Below are 17,169 nucleotides of genomic sequence, written 5' to 3' on the forward strand. Positions count from 1 at the left end.
ATGGGGGGAATGTCATGAAGCCCTATCCCTGCCACGACTGGGGCCGCCTGATCGGGGTGCCGGTGGAGATCCGACTGGACTCCGAGGTGGTGCGGGCCGGTGTGGTGGATGACGCCATGCCGCGCCCGGCCGCGCTGTGGCTCGCCGCCGACGCCGGTGGCGGCAGGGAACTGTTCACCGCCGCCGAAGGGTACGAGGCATGGATCCGGCCCCGTGAGCTGGGCGGAAAACTCTGCTACAAGATGGCTGCCGCCCCATTGCGCGGTGCTCCTAGACTGGGGTGATGATCACAGTCACCGGAAGTGTGGAAACCAACCTGTCCGCCGAGAAGGCCTTTGCCTTCATGCGTGAGTTCGAAAACACCAGCAAGTGGGACCCCAACACCCCTGTCATGGACAAAATCACGCCGGGACCCGTGGCCGTGGGGCACAAGTACCACGCCGAGTCCGAGTTCCGGGGGAAGCGCCAGACCCTGGTCTATGAGGTCATCGAGCTGACGGACAACCACATCAAGCTGCGCGGCGAGAACAAGACCGTAACCTCGTTCGATTCCATCGATGTCAGCCCCAACGGGACAGGTTCGGTGGTGAAGTACACGGCCGAGTTCAGCATCCACGGGCCGGCCAAGATCATCCAGCCGCTCCTGAAGCCTGCCTTCAATTCCTTGCGCGATCCCGCACTGAACGGGATCCGGGACACGCTTAACGCGCTGGCAGCGGCCTGACGGCTTCGAAGAACTCCCGGAGCTCCCGGCGCGGATCGTTCTCCAGCCGGATTTCGTCGCGCAGCACCATGGTGCTGCGCGCGTCGCCGTACTCGGGCCATTCCAGTTCCTCAGTTGCCGGGTTTCCGGTGCCGGCGAAGGCCGCCCAGGCCCCGCTTATGGCGTCGCCGAGGGCTGCCGGTGCCTTGCCCCTGGTGAGGAACGCAGCCTCCGGTGCGTCCAGGTGCCGGAAGACGAAGGGGATGTCCAGGGCGTGGCAGGCGCCAAGTTTTCCGCCCATCGCCGGGCTGCGCCACGTGAACAGGTAGGCGAAGGTCTTTCCGGTTGCTCCGTTTCGGGCCGCGAGGCTCCTGGAATCCAGCAGGCGGTTGCTCGGCTGGCGGTACAGGGAGTCCGCGATCGAGGCCTCGAGTAGTTCCTTCCCCGTGGCTTCCCGGCCCATCACCCGGGCCAGTGCTTCGGTGTAGCCGGAGGCCGCTGCCTCCGGCACTCCGCTGCCGGCAAGGGTTGCGGCGGCGCGGCCAGGGTAGTCGGGGTCGCCGGCGGCAGGCGGCCGCATTTCGACGGCGAATGAACCCTCATTGAGGTTGGTCCCGATCAGCAGGTCCACCCAGCCGTTGAGCCCGTTACGGATGCTTTCCAGCGGCGGCGCGGGAAGTGACGGTGTCCCGGACGTCGGCTGGAACGGCAGAGGCACCGCGAAGGATTCAGCGGCGAAACGCTTCTCAAGGTCCTGTTGGGCGGCCAGCAGCCGCTCCACCGGAAGCGTGAGGAGTTCCGCGGCGGAGGACGGCGCCAGGCCGCACAGCTCAAGGAACAGCGAAGTGATGCGGGCCGACTCCTCCGGCCGGCGGTACCGTTCCGCTGTGCCGCTCTGCATGATGGCCCGGCGGAAGAGCCCATCCGACGCCGGCATGCCCAGCAGCGTGCCGATCGCTGCCGCGCCTGCGGACTCGCCGAAAGCGGTGACGTTGTCCGGGTCGCCGCCGAACGCGGCGATGTTCCGGCGCACCCAGCGGAGGGCCTCCAGCTGGTCCAGCAGGGCGAGGTTTCCGGAGTCTTCATACCCGGCCCCCAGCAGATCAGCCAGGTGCAGGAAGCCCAGCGCGCCCAGGCGGTAGTTGATGGACACCAGCACCACGCCCGCCGCGGCGGCGAGCCGGGCGCCGTCGTACATGCCGTCACTGTTGGCGCCCAGAAGGTACGCGCCGCCATGGATCCATACCATGACCGGCCTGGCGGGACCGTCCGTCCCCGGTGTCCAGATGTTCAGGTTCAGGCAGCCTTCCTCGCTCCAGGTGCGCGGATTGGCTCCCGGGGGTGCGGGGGATTCCGGGTTCTGCGGCGCTGCGGGACCCGGTGCGGTGCAGTCCAGCCCTTCGGTCCACGGCGGGACCGGGACCGGGGGCAGGAAACGGTTGGCGCCCGACGGCGGCGCGGCGTAAGGGATGCCAAGGAACCGGTGGATGGTGGTCCCGTTAGTTTCCAGGGAAGTGCCGTGGACGGGTCCGCTGGGCGTGGAGAGGCGCGTCATGGTTGACAGGTTACGGTGTCCGCACAGGTAGGCTGTCATCACCGTTCGGCAGTGGGCGGCCACGAATGCTGTGGCGTTTAACCATTGTCCGGAGGTAAGACCCGTGCTGAACGCCGGCGTCCCTGAATACAGGGACTTCGCAGACGTTGCCCTGCATCTCCAGGATTCGTTCCTGCAGAACCAGGAGGTGGAGGCGTTCCTCCATGACCTGGCGGAGTATGCTGCCTCGCGGCTCGGCTCTCGGGACCATGAGTGTTCGTGTGAAATTACGGTGCTGCGTCCCAAGAAACCCGCAGCGACCGCCAGCAGCCGGCCGGGTGGGGCGCTCATAACCCCGCTGGAGTCCAAGTACGGTGACGGTCCGGGACTGACTGCCATGGGCAGCGGAGGCACGGTCCTGGTGGGTGACCTGCGGCGGGAGCAGCGGTGGCCGGAGTACGTCAAGGCGCTCCGGCGGCAGGGAATCCTTTCGGTGCTGAGTGTCCCGGCCGTGCTGGAGGGGGACGCCCGGGGCGTCCTGACGTTCTACTGCTCAGAGCCCGTTGCCTCCGGCGGCGACGGCGTCCACGCCGCGGAGGCCTTTGTGCGCCAGGCGTCCAAGGGCCTGAAGCTTGCCCTGCGGATGCTGAAGCTGGAGGAGACAAGGGACGGCATGAGTGCGGCCATGCAGACCCGCACGGTAATCGACCTGGCAACGGGGGCCATCATGGCGCAGAACCGCTGCACCCAGGCGGCCGCCTTCAAGCTGCTGCGGGACGCGTCCAACAGCAGGAACATGAAGCTCCGCGAGGTTGCCGCGGCCGTGGTCGCATCCGTGGCCGGCGCCGCGGAGACCTTCACCTACTTCGACGAGTAGGGGTCCTTCCGCTCCGGGTCATGCCGCTCCGGCCGGAGAAGGAACAAATGGGAGTTGCTGAGGGGGGCCCGCAGCGGCAGGCCTTCGGCGGCGCAGTGTTCATTGACGGCCTGGGCCAGCGCGTCCCGCTCCTTCGGCGAAAGGGTCCCCTGGCCGTCGCAATAGTCGCGGATGAGCTGCTCGGAGGCATCGCCACCCAGCGCTACGAACTCCAGCCACAACTGGGCCAGGTCAAGCCGGTGTTCCTTGATGACAGCACCGGTCAGGGCCTGCTGGTCCACGGCATCCATCGTCCCGTCCTCGCGATTGGCTATACTCCTACACTTTGCTTTCGGAGCGGCGGAGCAGGTGGATGGGAAAAGGTTCGAAACTTTTTTTGCCTGCAAGAATGGGTCCATGCCTCTGCGCACTTACCCCGTCCGGCGGCTGGCAGAGGATCCCGGGAACGTTCTGGACCGGGCTCTCTGGCCGGCCGTGCTGCCACCGGTGTCCCAGGTCCTTGACCAGGGACTCGACCTGGGGCCGGCCACCATCCTGGTCGGCGAGGACGGGTCGGGGAAATCCACGCTGGTGGAAGCCCTTGCGCTCGCCTGCGGGCTGTCTCCAGAGGGTGGCTCCACAGGCGCACGGCATGCCACGCGCCGCAGCGAATCAGTCCTGGGCGACCACCTGCAGCTGATCCGGAACGCCGGTGCCACCCGGCGGGGGTACTTCCTGAGGGCTGAGACGATGCACGGGTTCTACACGTACCTGGAGCAGAACCCCAGCACAGCCCTCCCGGACATTCCGTTCCATGACATGTCCCACGGAGAGTCCTTCCTGCAGCTGGCAGCCGACCGCTTCAACGGTCCTGGGCTGTGGGTCCTCGACGAACCGGAATCCGCCCTGTCCTTCTCGGGCTGCCTGAGCCTGCTGTCCGTCCTGAAGGAACTGCTTGCCGACGGAGGATCCCAGGTGGTGATGTCCACGCATTCCCGGCTGCTGGCGGCCCTTCCCGGGGCCTCGATCCTCGAAGTGGGGCCCTGGGGATTACGGCCCCGGGCCTGGGCGGAACTGGAGCTCGTCACGAACTGGCGGCGGTTCATGGACTCGCCCGAACGCTACCTCCGCCACATAGCCCCGGGGGACCTTCGCCCCTAGGCAGCAAACCCGCCCAGGCAGTCAACTTGAGTGTCTGGGGCAGGAAACACAACAGGAGGCAAGGACCATGGGCGCATGTGACGTCTGCGGCAGCAGTGAGGGCCGCATGTTCACCGTCAGTATGGGGAACCAGACCGGAACATTCGACAGCTTCGAATGCGCCATCCACATGATGGCTCCGGCGTGCGAGCACTGCGGCTGCCGGATCCTGGGCCACGCCGTTGAAAGCGAGGCCGGCATCTACTGCTGCCTGCACTGCGCGAAGGAAGCAGGGAATCCGCACCAGGCCGCCAAGGCGGAGCATTCGACGGTGGCCGTGCCTGCGCAGGGGACCGCAGCGGGCCAGGCCTAGTCCCGCCGGAAGAACTTCACAACAGGAGAAAGGGAAACGGTGGCCGGCAACGGAAGTTTCAGGATAGTGGTGGGCGTGGACGGGTCAGACCAGTCCAAGGCAGCCATGGATTGGGCGGTCGAGGAGTCCAGGCTGCACAAGGGTGAGGTCCGGGCATTGACGGCCTGGAGCTTCCCCTACGTCAGTGATGCCATGGGCACTTCCTGGGACTACGAGATCTTCGAGAAGGACGCCCAGGCCATCCTGGAAGCGGAGCTCGAGCGGGTCAAGGACCGGGGTGTAACCATTACCGGGCGCATCGTGGAGGGGAATCCGGCGTCGGCGCTTATTGACGCTTCCCGGGATGCGGACCTGGTGGCGGTCGGTTCGCGCGGCCACGGCGGATTCACCGGGATGCTGCTCGGCTCCGTGTCCCACCAGACCATCCACCACGCGCACTGTCCGGTGCTGGTGATCCGCGAACCCAGCTCCGACTAAGGCGTGCGGCGGGCTCCACGGAACGTGGGGACCCAGCAGCGCACCGCTTCGCGGTAGTGCTGGAACTCGGCACCGAACCGCTCCGCGAGGTCTGCTTCTTCCAAGGGCCGGACCGCATAGTTCCATACCAGGGAGCCCAGGACTGCATAGGCCACCACGAGCCACGACTGCAGCAGCAGGCCCACCGCGGCTCCCTGCACTATGCCTGCCACCGCCATCGGGTTCCGGATCCACCGGTAGGGCCCGGCGATCACCAGGCGGTTGGGCATGGCCGACGGCAATGGCGTTCCATCTCCCAGGGTGGACATCACCACCGCCGACCAAATCCCCAGGCCGCTCGCCAGGACCAGGATGGCGGTACCGGCCGGAACTGCCAACGGGGGAAAGGCCAGGGACAAGCCCCAGCGCTGTTCAAGGAAACCCAGGATGGGCGGAACAAGGCCCAGGAAGAAACCCCAGAACACCATGATCTGCGCGAGCGTTCCGGCCATGTGGCGTCCCGGTCGTGGGCGGCTGCGGGCCTGCCGGAAAGCGAAGGGGCCGCGCACAATCCACTCGGTGGGGATGCGCCCCAGCAGGACAAGGCAGAGCGCAGCGGCTGTACCTGAGGTTGCAGCCCCCATGGCCAGCACACCCAGGCCTGCCTGGGCCGTGGCGGTGGCATAGACGGCCAGGGCGGCGGTGACGAGGACGGTCCACGAGGTGCTGACGACGGCGGCTGTCCGTACTCCGGCGGCCGCGGCAGCGGAGGCAACAACAAAAAGGGGAACGTCGAAGGTGGCGGTGAGGACGGGGTCGAGTCCGCCGAGGGTGGTCCGGCGAATCCCGGGCGATAGGAAAACAGCGACCCACCAGAGGCCGCCAGCCACTGCCTGCAGGGCAAAATACGCCCGGCCCCACCAGGCCAAATCCCCTTGGGCCAAGCGTGGCACGGATCCCCCCGAATCGTTCCAGTGAATGAAAGCTGCCAACCCTCCGGCGTGTCTGGCAGCAAGACTTGTTCCTGAGACTACCTGTTGAGCCGGGACTGTCTGCCGGCCTGGGGGAGGGATCACTCACCGGCTGAATCCCCGGACCTGTGAAAGGACCAGCATGGACATGATTCGGGTCGAGCCCCGGTGCCGCGTGATAATCGACAACGACTGGGCAGGGGACCCGGACGGGCTGGCGGCCCTGGCCCACCATGCGTTGTCGCCCGCCAACAACATCGTGGCGGTCACCAGTTCATTGACCAACCCGATGTTTGGACCGCCCGGGGGCATGGCGCAAAGGGGCGCGGACCTCGCGGCCGGTTTGCTGCGGGTACTGAAGCGGCCGGAAGTGTCAGACGTGCAGGCCGGGTCCGATGCCCCCTTCACCGGGCAAGCCCGGGACAATGCGGCTGCCCGTGCCATTGTGGACGCCGTGGCGGCCGGAGGAGAGCTGCCCCTGATCCTTGTCTGTGCCGGCCCGCTCACCAACGTGGCCGATGCGCTCCTGCTGGATCCCGCCGTCGCCCTTTCCCTCACCCTCGCGTGGGTGGGCGGGGCCGCGGCGAACGGGGAGGAGTACAACTACTTCACGGATCCCGCCGCCGCGGACTTTGTGCTGGGAAACCAAGAGTTGGCCGTCTGGCAGTTCCCGGCGGAGACGTACCGGCAGGTGGTTGCCCCTGTGGCTGAACTCGATCATGCCTTCAGGAACTCAGGGCCGGCCGGCGCGTGGCTGTGGGAGCTCTTCAACAACCTGGAGGTACCGGATTTCGTGAAATGCGGGCCGTTGTGGTGCCTGGGCGACAGTGCACCCCTGGTGGTGACCGGGCTCGACGACGTCACGTCCACCTTCACGGAAACGGGCACCCAGCCCTCCCGCCGGACCTACACCTCGGTGGATGCACGGTTGATCATGGCGGACTTCCTCGCGAAGCTGCGGCTGCATCAGTAGCAGGCAAGGACAAGCCCGGACCTCCAAGGGAGGTCCGGGCCGTTCGCTGTTGTCAGGCGGGCTGCGGCGCCCCCGCCTGGGCGTGTTCCCTGGCGAAGTTGCCCAGCCAGCGTGCGCTGTCCTTGGGCGTGCGTTCCTGGGTGGAGCGGTCGACGGCGATCAGGCCGAACTTGGGCCGGTAACCGAAGATCCACTCGAAGTTGTCGAACGCCGTCCAGGCGATGTACCCCCGCACGTCGATGCCGTCGGCAAGGCAGGAGGCAACGCCGTCGACCGCTGCCTGGAGGTAGGCCAGGCGCTGGGTGTCATCTTCCGTGGCCATCCCGTTCTCGGTGACGATCACCGGGGTGCCGGCAATGCGCCGGGCCTCCCGGATGGTCGCTTCCAGGCCCTGGGGGTAGATCTCCTCACCCATCTGGTTGGTGGGCACGCCCTCCGGCGCCGGCGTATGGCCGTCCGGGCCGTACACGGTGCGCCCGTAGGTCTGGATGCCCACGAAGTCATCGCCGCGGGACGCTTCCAGGAAGCGCTCGTTGACGTCGCGGCGCACCCGGTCCGCGATCTCCTCACCGCCCGGGATGGCCTGGATGTCCGAGTTGGCCAGGGTCCAGCCCACCTGCAGCTCCGGGCGGTGCGCCTTGATCGCTGCAGTGGCGGCCCGGTGCGCGGCCAGTTTGACGTTAAAGCCCGCCTCCGTGGAGCAGAACTGGAACGGAGCCACCGTGCTGGCGTCGACGCCAAGGCGCTCCGCGGCGGCTGCCCACATGGGGACCGTGCCGCGGTTTTCCGGCGCTTCGCCGCCGATGCCGAACGATTCCAGCAGCCACGGAAGGTTGGGCTCGTTCAGGGTGCAGGCGACGCCGACGAGGTCACCCAAGTGCGCCATCACGCGGTCGCAGTACCGTGCGAAAAGCTCCGGTGTGCGTTCGCCCTCCCAGCCGCCCGACCGCAGCAGCCAGAGTGGCGACGTGAAGTGGTGGAAGGTGACCACCGGGGTGAGGCCGTGTTCGTGGCATGCCTCCAGCACCCGCTTGTAGTGCTCCAGTTCGGCCACCGAGAAGTGGCCCTCTTCCGGCTCGATCCGGGCCCACTCCAGGGAGAAGCGATAGCTCGTGAAACCAAGCCCGGCGATCAGCGCGATGTCCTCCCGAAACCGGTGGTAGTGGTCCACGGCGTCCCCCGAGGGCTCCGCAAAGATGGTGCCCGGAAGATGTTCCAGGAACCAGATATCGCTGTTGACGTTGTTGCCTTCCACCTGGTGGCCTGCGGTGGCCACACCCCATAGGAAGTCCTGCGGAAACGGGTTGGTCATAGGGGTTCCTTTCGTGATGGACGCGCTCGGCGTCCCAGGCCTCGCTGCCTGCATCCATCCTGTCCGGCCGCGTGACCGCCGCCACAATACCTTTTCAATCAATGACATTGTCATGTTTGGTGCAGGCAGCCCCGGCTGATTCTTGAAAGGAGCCGGGCACCTCCGGCCCCGCTGATTTCTTTCCGTTGCAGTCATAGAAGAATGCGAAGGCGCACCACATGAAACTCTTGACCACCACCGCACGCGGCAGCGCTGCCGTCCTGACCGGTGCCCTGCTGATCGGCTCCCTGGCCGCCTGCGGCGGCGGATCCAGCCAGGCCTCCGCCAAAGCCGACACCAGCAGCATCACGCTGGCTATCGACAGCGACTCGGCCTCCTTCGGCTACGACCCGCTGCGCGTCTCCGCAGCGCAACGCCAGTTCTTCGAGGGCCTCTACGACAGCCTGATGACCCTCCAGCCGGACGGCTCCACGGGCCCCGGCCTGGCCAAGGACTTCAGCTACAACGCGGACAACACCGTCCTGACGCTCAACCTCAAGGACGACATCACCTTCACGGACGGCTCGAAGCTCGATGCGGCACTGGTCAAGGCCAACCTGGACCGCCGCTCCGATCCCGCACTAAGCGCGTACTCGGCCGTCGCCAAGGGCGGCGCGCAGGAAATCACCTCGGTGGACGTGGTGAGCCCCACCCAGGTGTCCCTGACGTTCGCCAAGCCGCAGCCGGGATTTGAAAAGAACCTGGCCTCCACCACCGGCATGATCGTGGGCAAGAACGGTGTCACGGACACCGCCAGCCTGTCGGCGACGCCTGACGGTTCCGGCCCGTACACCCTGGACCCCTCCACCGTGAAGGGCAACAAGTACGTGATGGTGAAGAACGACAAGAGCGCCGACGCAGCCAAGTACGCCTACAAGAAGGTGGTCTTCAGCGTGGTCCAGGATCCGCAGGCCCGGGCCAACGCCCTCTTGTCCGGCCAGGCGGACGTGGCGATGCTGACCTCGAACACGGTGGACTTCGCCAAGTCGAAGGGCGTCGGGGTCACCCAGATCGGCGGCACCGTCAACACCATGATCTCCTTCGACAAGATTGGCAAGACCGCACCGGCGTTCGCCCAGGAAAAGGTCCGCCAGGCCATTCAGTACGCCATCAACCGCCAGGCCCTGGTGGATGCCCTGCACAAGGGCGACGTCCCTGCATGGAACGCCCTGCCCAAGGATTCGGCCGGCTTCACCAAGGACCTCGAAACCACATTCGCGTACAACCCGGACAAGGCCAAGAGCCTGCTGGCCGAAGCCGGCTATCCCAACGGCTTCGAGTTCACCATCATCGCCAGCGCGCAGACCCAAACGGACCTGCAGGCCGTCCAGAAGGACCTCGCCGCCGTCGGCATCACCATGAAAGTGAAGATGGCCGCTTCCACCGACGAAGCCTTCGCCGCCGTTGCCACCACGCCCCTGGGCTACGCGCCGCTGAACTGGGACAACCCGGTCGGCGTCATGTACGGCGTCGTCCTCAACGGCTTCACCAACGTCCAGAAGGCCACCGATGCGCAGCTCAGCGCCGCCACCGGCGAACTGGCCGCGGCCAAGGACGACGCCGCCGTCAAGGCAGCCGCCACCAAGCTGAACACCCGCCTGGTGGAGTCCGGCTGGATGATCCCGCTGTACGAGGCGCTCACCAACCAGGGCTACAACACCAAGAAGGTAGCCCCGGTGAAGTTTGCCGGCACCAACGCCTACCCGCTCCTCTCGTCCTACACCCCGGCCAGCTAGCACCCGCACCGTCCCGCCGGCCCCTCCCCACCACGGGGAGCGCCCGGCGGGACGGGCCTGACCGATGGAGGTCACCATGGCACTATTCATCACTAAGCGCCTGCTGATGGCGCTGGCCACCGTGCTGGTGGTTGCGGTGCTGGCATTCCTGCTGGTGCACGCAATGCCTGGCAGCCCCGGGGCCGTGTCCCTCGGCGCCGGCGCCTCCCAGGAGGCCATCGACGAGGTTAACCAGAGGCTGGGCTGGAACGACCCGCTCCCCACGCAGTTCTTCACCTGGCTCGGTTCCGCGGTCCAGGGCGACCTGGGCATCTCGCTCATCGACGGCCGTTCGGTCAGCGCCGACTTGGCGAGCCGGCTTCCCGTCACCGCCTCGCTTGCCGCCGGCGCCACCATCCTCAGCGCCGTCCTCGGCATCGCCCTGGGCGTCACGGCGGCGGTCCGCGGGGGACTGCTGGACCAGGCCATCGGCGGCTTCGTTGGACTCCTGGTCGCCCTGCCGGCGTTCTGGGTGGGCGTCCTCTTCGTCTACCTTTTCGCCGTCCAGTCCTCCATCTTCCCGGCCACCGGCTACGTGCCGTTCGACGTCTCGCCGCAGGACTGGGCCCTGTCCCTGGCGCTGCCGGTGATCACCCTTGCCGTGGGCGGTGCCGCCTTCATTGCCCGCCAGACCAGGGCCTCCATGCTGGAGGCGCTGCAGCAGGAACACATCCGCACGCTGCGAGCCACGGCCACCCCCACCTGGAAGATCCTCTACGTCCACGCCCTGCGGTACGCCAGCCTGCCCATCGTGGCCGGCATTGCCCTGCAGTTCATCGGCCTGTTCGGCGGCTCCGTCATTGCTGAGCAGCTGTTCGCCATGCCCGGCCTGGGCCAGGCCGTCCAGACCTCGGTCAGCACCCATGATGCCCCCGCAGTCCAGGGCGTGGTGGTCATCGCCACCGTGGTGGTGGTTGCCGTTAACCTGGTGCTGGAGTTGGCCACCAAGTTCCTCGACCCGAAGTTGCGTGCCTCATGATCCCTTCAATGGCTCCGGCACCCGCAGACCAGGCAGAAACCACGACGGCGGCAGCGGACCCCGCTCGCAACGCCGGCAGGGCGGCCATCACCAAATTTTCCCGGCACCGGCTGTTCACCTCGCCCGGCGCCGTGGCCGGCCTCGCCTGGCTCGCCGCGCTGGTCACCGCGTCCCTGACCGCACCGCTGTGGCTGCCGTTCAAAACCGAGGACCAGGACTTCACTGCCGTCCTCTCCGGCCCCACCGCCGCGCACTGGCTCGGAACGGATGAACTGGGCCGCGACATCCTCAGCCGCATCTTCGCCGCTGCGGCCGGAACCCTGGGGACCTCAATGCTCACGGTGATTGTCGGCGTCGGACTGGGCACCGTCCTGGCCATGCTTGCCGCCGGCGCCGGGGAACGAACCGAAGCCGTGATCAGCCGGGTCACCGAGGTCATGATGTCCCTGCCCGGAACGGTGATCATCCTGGCCGTGATTGGCGCGGTGGGAACCAACATCCCCGTGGTCATGGCCATCCTGGGCGTCCTGATGTCCGCCGGTGTCTACCGGGTGATCCTGGGCCAGGCCAAGTCCCTGCAGTCCCAGCTCTATGTGGACGCGGCAAAGGTGGATGGCGTCAGCCCGCTGCGCATCAGCCTCCGCCACGTCCTGCCCGGGCTTGCCAACACCATCGTGGTCCAGGCGGCACTCATCTTCGCCGTGGGCATGCTCATCCAGGCCGGCCTGGCCTTCATCGGCTTCGGGCCGCCCATCCCGCAGCCCAGCTGGGGCGGAATGATCCAGGGCGCCTCCCAGCATGTCTACGACGCCCCTTGGATGATGGTCCCCACCGGTGCCGTCCTGGCGCTCACGGTCCTGTCGGCCAATGCCATCGGCAATGCCCTGGGCAAGGCCCCCAACGCCGCCGCGCCGCACCTGCCCTCGGCCGCCGCACGCCGGCAACGGGCCAAGGCTGTCGCCGCCATCGCCGCCGCCCCCGTTCATGCCACGAAGGACGGCGCCCCCGGTGGGGAAACGGCCAAGGGGACGCTCAGCGTCCGCAACCTCTCGGTCGGCGTCGACAGTTCAGGTGCTGGCACCGGCGTCCGCCTCGTCACTGATGTCTCGTTCGACGTCGGACAGGGCACGGTCCTGGGCCTGGTGGGGGAGTCCGGCTGCGGCAAGACCATGACTGCGCTGTCCCTGCTCGGACTGCTGCCCTCCGGCGTTTCCGTCACCGGCGGACAAATCCTCTGGAACGGCAGGAACCTTGCCGCCACGACGGACAAGGACATGGAATCCGTCCGCGGCCGCGAGATCGCCCTGATCAGCCAGGAACCCATGCGCGCCCTGGACCCGATGTTCACCGTTGGCTACCAGCTCACCGCCACCATCCGCCGGCTCCGCGGAATGGGCAAGGCCGAGGCCCGCAAGGAAGCACTCAGCCTGCTGGAGAAGGTGGGCATCGTTGACGCTGCCCGGATCCTAAAGACCTATCCGCACCAGATCAGCGGCGGCATGGCACAGCGTGTGGCCATCGCCCTCGCGCTGTCCGGCAAACCCAAACTGCTGGTGGCGGACGAACCCACCACTGCCCTGGACGTCACGGTCCAGGCCGAAATCCTGTCCCTGCTCCGTGCACTGGTGAAGGACACCGGCATGTCCGTGGTCATGGTCACCCACGACCTCGGCGTGGTGGCGGACATCTGCGACCAGGTGGCTGTGATGTACGCCGGGCAGGTGGTGGAAAACGGCAGGACCGCAGCCATCCTGGACAGCCCCCGCCACCCCTACACACTGGCCCTGCTGGCCGCGGACCCGCACGCCAATCACGCGGACAGCATGCCCGAGCGGCTTGCCACCATCAGCGGCCAGGTCCCGCAGCCCAAGGACTGGCCCTCCGGGTGCCGGTTCGCTGCCCGCTGCCAGTTTGCCGGCTCCGCCTGCCTCGAACCCGTCCCGCTGCTGCCCTCCGGCGCAGGAGAAGGCCTGGTGCGGTGCGTGAAGGCGGACCAGCTCGCCGTCGAAGGCATGGACTGGCTGGCCACGGACATCCCGGCCTCCCGCCTGCTCGAGGTCACCCCCAAACAGACGCTACTCACCGAAAAGGACATGGCATGAGCACCGCAGTCACGGAGCGCGCCGGTTCCACGCCGGCCACCGCCGTCCCCATGCTCGAGGTCAAGGACCTGGTGGTCCGCTACGGCCGGGGACGGAAGGCAGCCGCCGCGCCTGCCGCCGTCGACCGCGTCAGCTTCACTATCGCCCCCGGGGAGACCGTGGGCCTGGTGGGGGAATCCGGCTCCGGAAAGTCCACCATCGGCAAGGCAATCCTCGGCCTGCAGAAAGTTTCCGGCGGCACCATCAGCTACCAGGGCAAGGACATCACCTCCGCTACCGCGGCCCAGCGCCGGGACCTGGGCGGGGAACTGCGGGCCGTCTTCCAGGACCCCAACTCCTCCCTGAACCCCCGGAACACCATCGGCACCTCCCTGGCCGAACCCCTGCGCCTGCGCGGCACCGCCGCTGCGGAGGCCCGGGTAAAGGCCGAGGACATGCTGGAACGCGTCGGCCTGCCCCGCGAAGCCGTGGACCGGTACCCCAGCCAGTTCTCCGGCGGCCAGCGCCAGCGCATCTCCGTGGCCCGCGCCCTGATCTGCGACCCCCAGCTGGTGGTCTGCGACGAAGCCGTCAGCGCCCTGGACCTATCCACCCAGGCCCAGGTCCTCAACCTCCTGGCCGACCTCCGCGACGAACGCGGCCTCAGCTACCTCTTCATCGCCCACGACATCGCCGTGGTCCAGTTCCTGGCACAGCGCGTAGTGGTGCTCTACCGCGGCCAGGTCATGGAAAGCGGACCGGCCGCCGCCGTCACGGAAAACCCGCAGCACCCCTTCACCCAGGCCCTCGTGGCAGCATCCCCGGTGCCCCGGCCGGCGGAACAGGCGGAACGCCGCGAAGCCCGCGAATCGCTGGGCGTCCGCTCAGGAGCGGCTGCGGTCCCCGGGCCCGGCGGCTGCCCCTTCCGGCTCCGCTGCCCCCTGGCCACCGAACTGTGCGCCACCGAACGGCCGGCGCTGCGCCGGGTGGGCACGGCCGACGTCGCCTGCCATTACGCCTAGTACCTTTGCCTCCACTTCAGAACGGATCATCTCATCAATGACTTCCACACCCTGGCTTGCCGCCATGATCACCCCCGGTCAGGACTTCGACGGCGCCCCGCGCCTCCGCAAGGAATTCCGGCTTGAGGAGGGCCACGGCGACGTGGTGAAGGCGACGCTGCGCGCCACCGCCCTCGGCATCTACGAGGCCTGCATCAACGGCACGCCAGTGGGGGAGGATGTCCTGAGCCCGGGCTGGAGCTCCTACGAGTGGCGGCTCCGGTACCGCACCTACGACGTCACCGCCCTGGTGGGACCCCGCACCGTCATTGGTGCGGAGCTCGGCAACGGCTGGTACCGCGGCAGGCTGGCGTGGCACGGCATGTCCAACCTGTATGGCAGCGAACTGGGCTTCCTGGGCCAGCTGGACATCGAGTTCGACGATGGCCACGTCCAGTCCGTCGGCACCGGCGCCAGCTGGCAGGCCGGCCCGTCGGCCACCACCTTCAACGACCTGTACGACGGGCAGACCATCGACGCCCGGAACGCTGTCCACGGCTGGGCGGAGCCGGGCTTCGCCCCCGACGCCAACTGGACCGGCGTGCGTACCCTCGCGTTCGACGCCGACCGGCTGGCTGAGCCGGTGGGCCCGCCCGTGGTGCGTGCCGGCGTCGTCCGTCCCGCCGAAGTCTTTACCTCGCCTTCCGGCAGGACCCTGGTGGACTTCGGCCAGAACCTGGTGGGCTGGCTCCGGTTCACCGTCCAGGGGGAGGCCGGACAGGCCATCACCGTCCGGCATGCCGAGGTGCTGGAAAACGGGGAACTGGGCGTCCGGCCGCTGCGCTCTGCAAAGGCCGAGGATACGTTCGTCCTCTCCGGCGGCAAGGACCTTTTCGAACCCACCAAGACCTTCCACGGCTTCCGCTATGCCGAGATCACCGGCTGGCCCGGGGAGCTCACGGAGGAGGACCTGGAAGCCGTGGTGGTCCATTCCGACCTGGAGCGCATCGGTACCTTCGAGTGCTCAAACGAGCTGGTCAACCAGCTGCACCGCAACATCGTCTGGGGGCTGCGGGGCAATTTCCTGGACCTGCCCACGGACTGCCCGCAGCGCGACGAGCGGCTCGGCTGGACCGGTGACATCGCCGTTTTCGCCCCCACCGCCGCCTACCTCTACGACGTCAAGGGCTTCCTGCAGGACTGGCTGCTGGACCTCGCCGCGGAGCAGAAGGCGCAGGATGGGCTGGTGCCGATCACCGTGCCGGACGTCCTGAAGTACTGCCCGCAGCCGCCGGAATTTCCGTCGCCCGAGTCCTCGGCGCTGTGGAGCGAGGCCTCGGTCTTGGTGCCGTGGGCGCTCTGGGAGGCATACGGTGACCTCGGCGTTTTGCGGAACCAGTACGAATCAATGGCCGCGCACACCCGCCGCGTGGAGGGCCTGCTGTCCCCTGCTGGGTTGTGGGACTCCGGCTTCCAGTTCGGTGACTGGCTGGACCCCGACGCCGCACCGGACCAGCCATGGGCTGCCAAGGCGGATACCGCCGTCGTGGCCACCGCCTGCATGTACCGCACCGCGCGCCTCACCGCGCAGGCGGCCGGGCTGCTGGGAAAGCACGACGACGAGGCCCACTTCAACGCGCTCGCGGACCGAGTGCGGGCTGCCTTCGCTGAACACTACGTGGCGCCCGGCGGCACCATCCGCAGCGACTGCACCACCGTCTACGCCCTGGCCATCTCCTTCGACGTCCTGTTGACGCCGGAACTGCGGGAGTTCGCCGGGAACCGCCTCGCGGAGCTGGTGCGGGACAACGGCTACCGGGTGTCCACCGGGTTCGCCGGGACCCCGTTCATCACCCACGCGCTCACCGACACCGGCCACGTGGATGAGGCCTACCGCCTCCTGCTGGAGGAGGGCTGCCCGTCCTGGCTGTACCCGGTCACCATGGGTGCCACCACCGTCTGGGAACGCTGGGATTCCATGCTCCCGGACGGCACCATCAACCCCGGGCAGATGACCAGCTTCAACCATTACGCCCTGGGCGCTGTGGCGGACTGGATGCACAAGGCCATTGGGGGCATCCGTCCGGCCGAACCTGGCTACGCGCGCGTGCTGATCCAGCCGCAGCCGGGGGAGGGGATCAACTGGGCCAGGACGTCCCTGAAGACCCCGCACGGCGAGGTCCGCGTGGGTTGGACGTCCGACGGCGGGGAGTTCCGGCTCGAGGCGACCGTCCCTGACGGGGTGGCGGCCGACGTCGTGCTTCCGGACGGAGCGCGGCGCACGGTTGAGGGCGGGGAGCACCATTTTGCCTGCGCGCCGGCACCTGCGCTCGATTACCAGGCGAGCCGCTGATAGGCCCACAGGCGATGGTCCACAGCCACGGCGGCGTCCGGATCCTGTGAGGCGGGTCCTGCGGTGCCGGATGCAACAGGGGCGCTGATCTGCAACGATGTGCCACAGGACCAAACCCAGGAGGACACATGCCGTACACCGTGGATTTCAAGAACGTCTCCACCACCGGCCTGGAATCGTCACCGGTGGCGGAGGCGCTGGCGGGGCTGCGCGCGAACGAGGCGCGCTATTACAAGAACAAATACGACCACGACTTCACCGTCACTCCGGCCGAAGACGACCCGGAGACGCTGCAGTACATCACCAACATCCTGTCCACGGAGCGGAACCTGGTGATCGCGTCCAAGCCCCTTGAGGTGTCCTCCTTTGAGGTGGACGGGCTGCGGATGGCGTACGTGTTCTACGAGTCCGGGCTGTCCATCAATGTCATGTACAGCCTTGAAGAGGGCGGCAAGCGGGCCGTCGGCTTCAAGCTGTCCGACGGCATGGAGGTCCCGGAGGAACTGGCGTCCAGCTTCAAGTTTGCCCGGCAGAAGTCCAAGCTCGCCGGCACCATCCGCGGCTCCTACTTTGTTATCAAGGGCCAGTACTAGGCGGGAGCGCCGAAGAACGCGTTCCAACGA

17 protein-coding genes are annotated in these 17,169 nt (G+C 67.6%); 13 read left to right on the forward strand and 4 right to left on the reverse strand.

Translation table 11 applies throughout. The annotated features are described in order from the left end of the window. Positions 1–14: 14 nt before the first annotated feature. Entirely contained in the window at positions 15–284 is a 270-nt protein-coding gene (locus tag VIK36_RS01735; RefSeq protein ID WP_324643853.1) for a hypothetical protein, read from the forward strand. Next, positions 284–724 (forward strand): SRPBCC family protein, encoded by a 441-nt coding sequence (locus VIK36_RS01740; protein WP_324643854.1) that lies wholly within the window; start codon positions 284–286, stop codon positions 722–724. Before VIK36_RS01735 ends, VIK36_RS01740 begins: the two co-directional genes overlap by 1 nt. Here the strand turns inward: VIK36_RS01740 and VIK36_RS01745 are convergent. Beyond that, positions 702–2,258, reverse strand: a complete 1,557-nt coding sequence (locus VIK36_RS01745; RefSeq protein ID WP_324643855.1) for a carboxylesterase/lipase family protein — start codon at positions 2,256–2,258, stop codon at positions 702–704. The two genes, VIK36_RS01740 and VIK36_RS01745, sit on opposite strands and share 23 nt — an antisense overlap. A gap of 103 nt (positions 2,259–2,361) precedes the next feature. Here VIK36_RS01745 and VIK36_RS01750 point away from each other — a divergent pair, with 103 nt between their 5' ends. Further along, complete coding sequence (locus VIK36_RS01750; RefSeq protein ID WP_324643856.1) at positions 2,362–3,114, forward strand: GAF and ANTAR domain-containing protein; 753 nt, start codon at positions 2,362–2,364, stop codon at positions 3,112–3,114. On the opposite strand, the gene VIK36_RS01755 is transcribed toward VIK36_RS01750, so the two are convergent. Continuing rightward, a complete protein-coding gene (locus tag VIK36_RS01755) occupies positions 3,099–3,404 on the reverse strand; it encodes a hypothetical protein (RefSeq protein ID WP_324643857.1) in 306 nt (101 codons plus the stop codon). The two genes, VIK36_RS01750 and VIK36_RS01755, sit on opposite strands and share 16 nt — an antisense overlap. Before the next feature lie 106 nt (positions 3,405–3,510). Between VIK36_RS01755 and VIK36_RS01760 the strand changes: the two genes are divergently transcribed. The 3 genes from VIK36_RS01760 (at position 3,511) to VIK36_RS01770 (ending at position 5,083) form a co-directional block, all read left to right on the forward strand. Further along, positions 3,511–4,254, forward strand: a complete 744-nt coding sequence (locus VIK36_RS01760) for an ATP-binding cassette domain-containing protein (protein ID WP_324643858.1) — start codon at positions 3,511–3,513, stop codon at positions 4,252–4,254. Between the two features lie 67 nt (positions 4,255–4,321). After that, positions 4,322–4,606 carry a hypothetical protein gene (locus VIK36_RS01765; protein WP_159634125.1) on the forward strand — a complete coding sequence of 95 codons (285 nt, stop codon included), beginning with the start codon at positions 4,322–4,324 and terminating at the stop codon, positions 4,604–4,606. A gap of 39 nt (positions 4,607–4,645) precedes the next feature. Continuing rightward, on the forward strand, positions 4,646–5,083 hold the full coding sequence (locus VIK36_RS01770; protein WP_324643859.1) for a universal stress protein: 438 nt from the start codon (positions 4,646–4,648) through the stop codon (positions 5,081–5,083). Here VIK36_RS01770 and VIK36_RS01775 read toward each other — a convergent pair. Further along, positions 5,080–5,961, reverse strand: a complete 882-nt coding sequence (locus VIK36_RS01775) for an isoprenylcysteine carboxylmethyltransferase family protein (RefSeq protein WP_324645349.1) — start codon at positions 5,959–5,961, stop codon at positions 5,080–5,082. The genes VIK36_RS01770 and VIK36_RS01775 overlap by 4 nt on opposite strands. A 214-nt stretch (positions 5,962–6,175) precedes the next feature. On the opposite strand from VIK36_RS01775, the gene VIK36_RS01780 reads away from it, so the two are divergent. After that, positions 6,176–7,006 (forward strand): nucleoside hydrolase, encoded by an 831-nt coding sequence (locus VIK36_RS01780; RefSeq protein ID WP_324643860.1) that lies wholly within the window; start codon positions 6,176–6,178, stop codon positions 7,004–7,006. A 52-nt stretch (positions 7,007–7,058) separates the two neighbouring features. Here VIK36_RS01780 and VIK36_RS01785 read toward each other — a convergent pair whose 3' ends face one another. Continuing rightward, a complete protein-coding gene (locus VIK36_RS01785) occupies positions 7,059–8,318 on the reverse strand; it encodes a glycoside hydrolase family 1 protein (protein WP_324643861.1) in 1,260 nt (419 codons plus the stop codon). 218 nt (positions 8,319–8,536) lie between these two features. Here VIK36_RS01785 and VIK36_RS01790 point away from each other — a divergent pair, with 218 nt between their 5' ends. From VIK36_RS01790 to VIK36_RS01815, 6 genes are all read left to right on the forward strand, one after another. Then, on the forward strand, positions 8,537–10,093 hold the full coding sequence (locus tag VIK36_RS01790; protein WP_324643862.1) for an ABC transporter substrate-binding protein: 1,557 nt from the start codon (positions 8,537–8,539) through the stop codon (positions 10,091–10,093). Positions 10,094–10,157: 64 nt separating this feature from the next. Next, positions 10,158–11,111 carry an ABC transporter permease gene (locus VIK36_RS01795; RefSeq protein ID WP_324643863.1) on the forward strand — a complete coding sequence of 318 codons (954 nt, stop codon included), beginning with the start codon at positions 10,158–10,160 and terminating at the stop codon, positions 11,109–11,111. 8 nt (positions 11,112–11,119) lie between these two features. Next, complete coding sequence (locus VIK36_RS01800; protein ID WP_420716242.1) at positions 11,120–13,213, forward strand: dipeptide/oligopeptide/nickel ABC transporter permease/ATP-binding protein; 2,094 nt, start codon at positions 11,120–11,122, stop codon at positions 13,211–13,213. Continuing rightward, positions 13,210–14,214 carry an ABC transporter ATP-binding protein gene (locus VIK36_RS01805; protein WP_324643865.1) on the forward strand — a complete coding sequence of 335 codons (1,005 nt, stop codon included), beginning with the start codon at positions 13,210–13,212 and terminating at the stop codon, positions 14,212–14,214. Before VIK36_RS01800 ends, VIK36_RS01805 begins: the two co-directional genes overlap by 4 nt. A 37-nt stretch (positions 14,215–14,251) precedes the next feature. After that, on the forward strand, positions 14,252–16,546 hold the full coding sequence (locus VIK36_RS01810; protein WP_324643866.1) for a family 78 glycoside hydrolase catalytic domain: 2,295 nt from the start codon (positions 14,252–14,254) through the stop codon (positions 16,544–16,546). Positions 16,547–16,674: 128 nt separating this feature from the next. Then, a complete protein-coding gene (locus VIK36_RS01815; RefSeq protein WP_224024363.1) occupies positions 16,675–17,139 on the forward strand; it encodes a phage tail protein in 465 nt (154 codons plus the stop codon). Positions 17,140–17,169: the final 30 nt, after the last annotated feature.

Source organism: Pseudarthrobacter sp. LT1 (assembly GCF_035621795.1).
Taxonomy (GTDB): Bacteria; Actinomycetota; Actinomycetes; order Actinomycetales; family Micrococcaceae; genus Arthrobacter.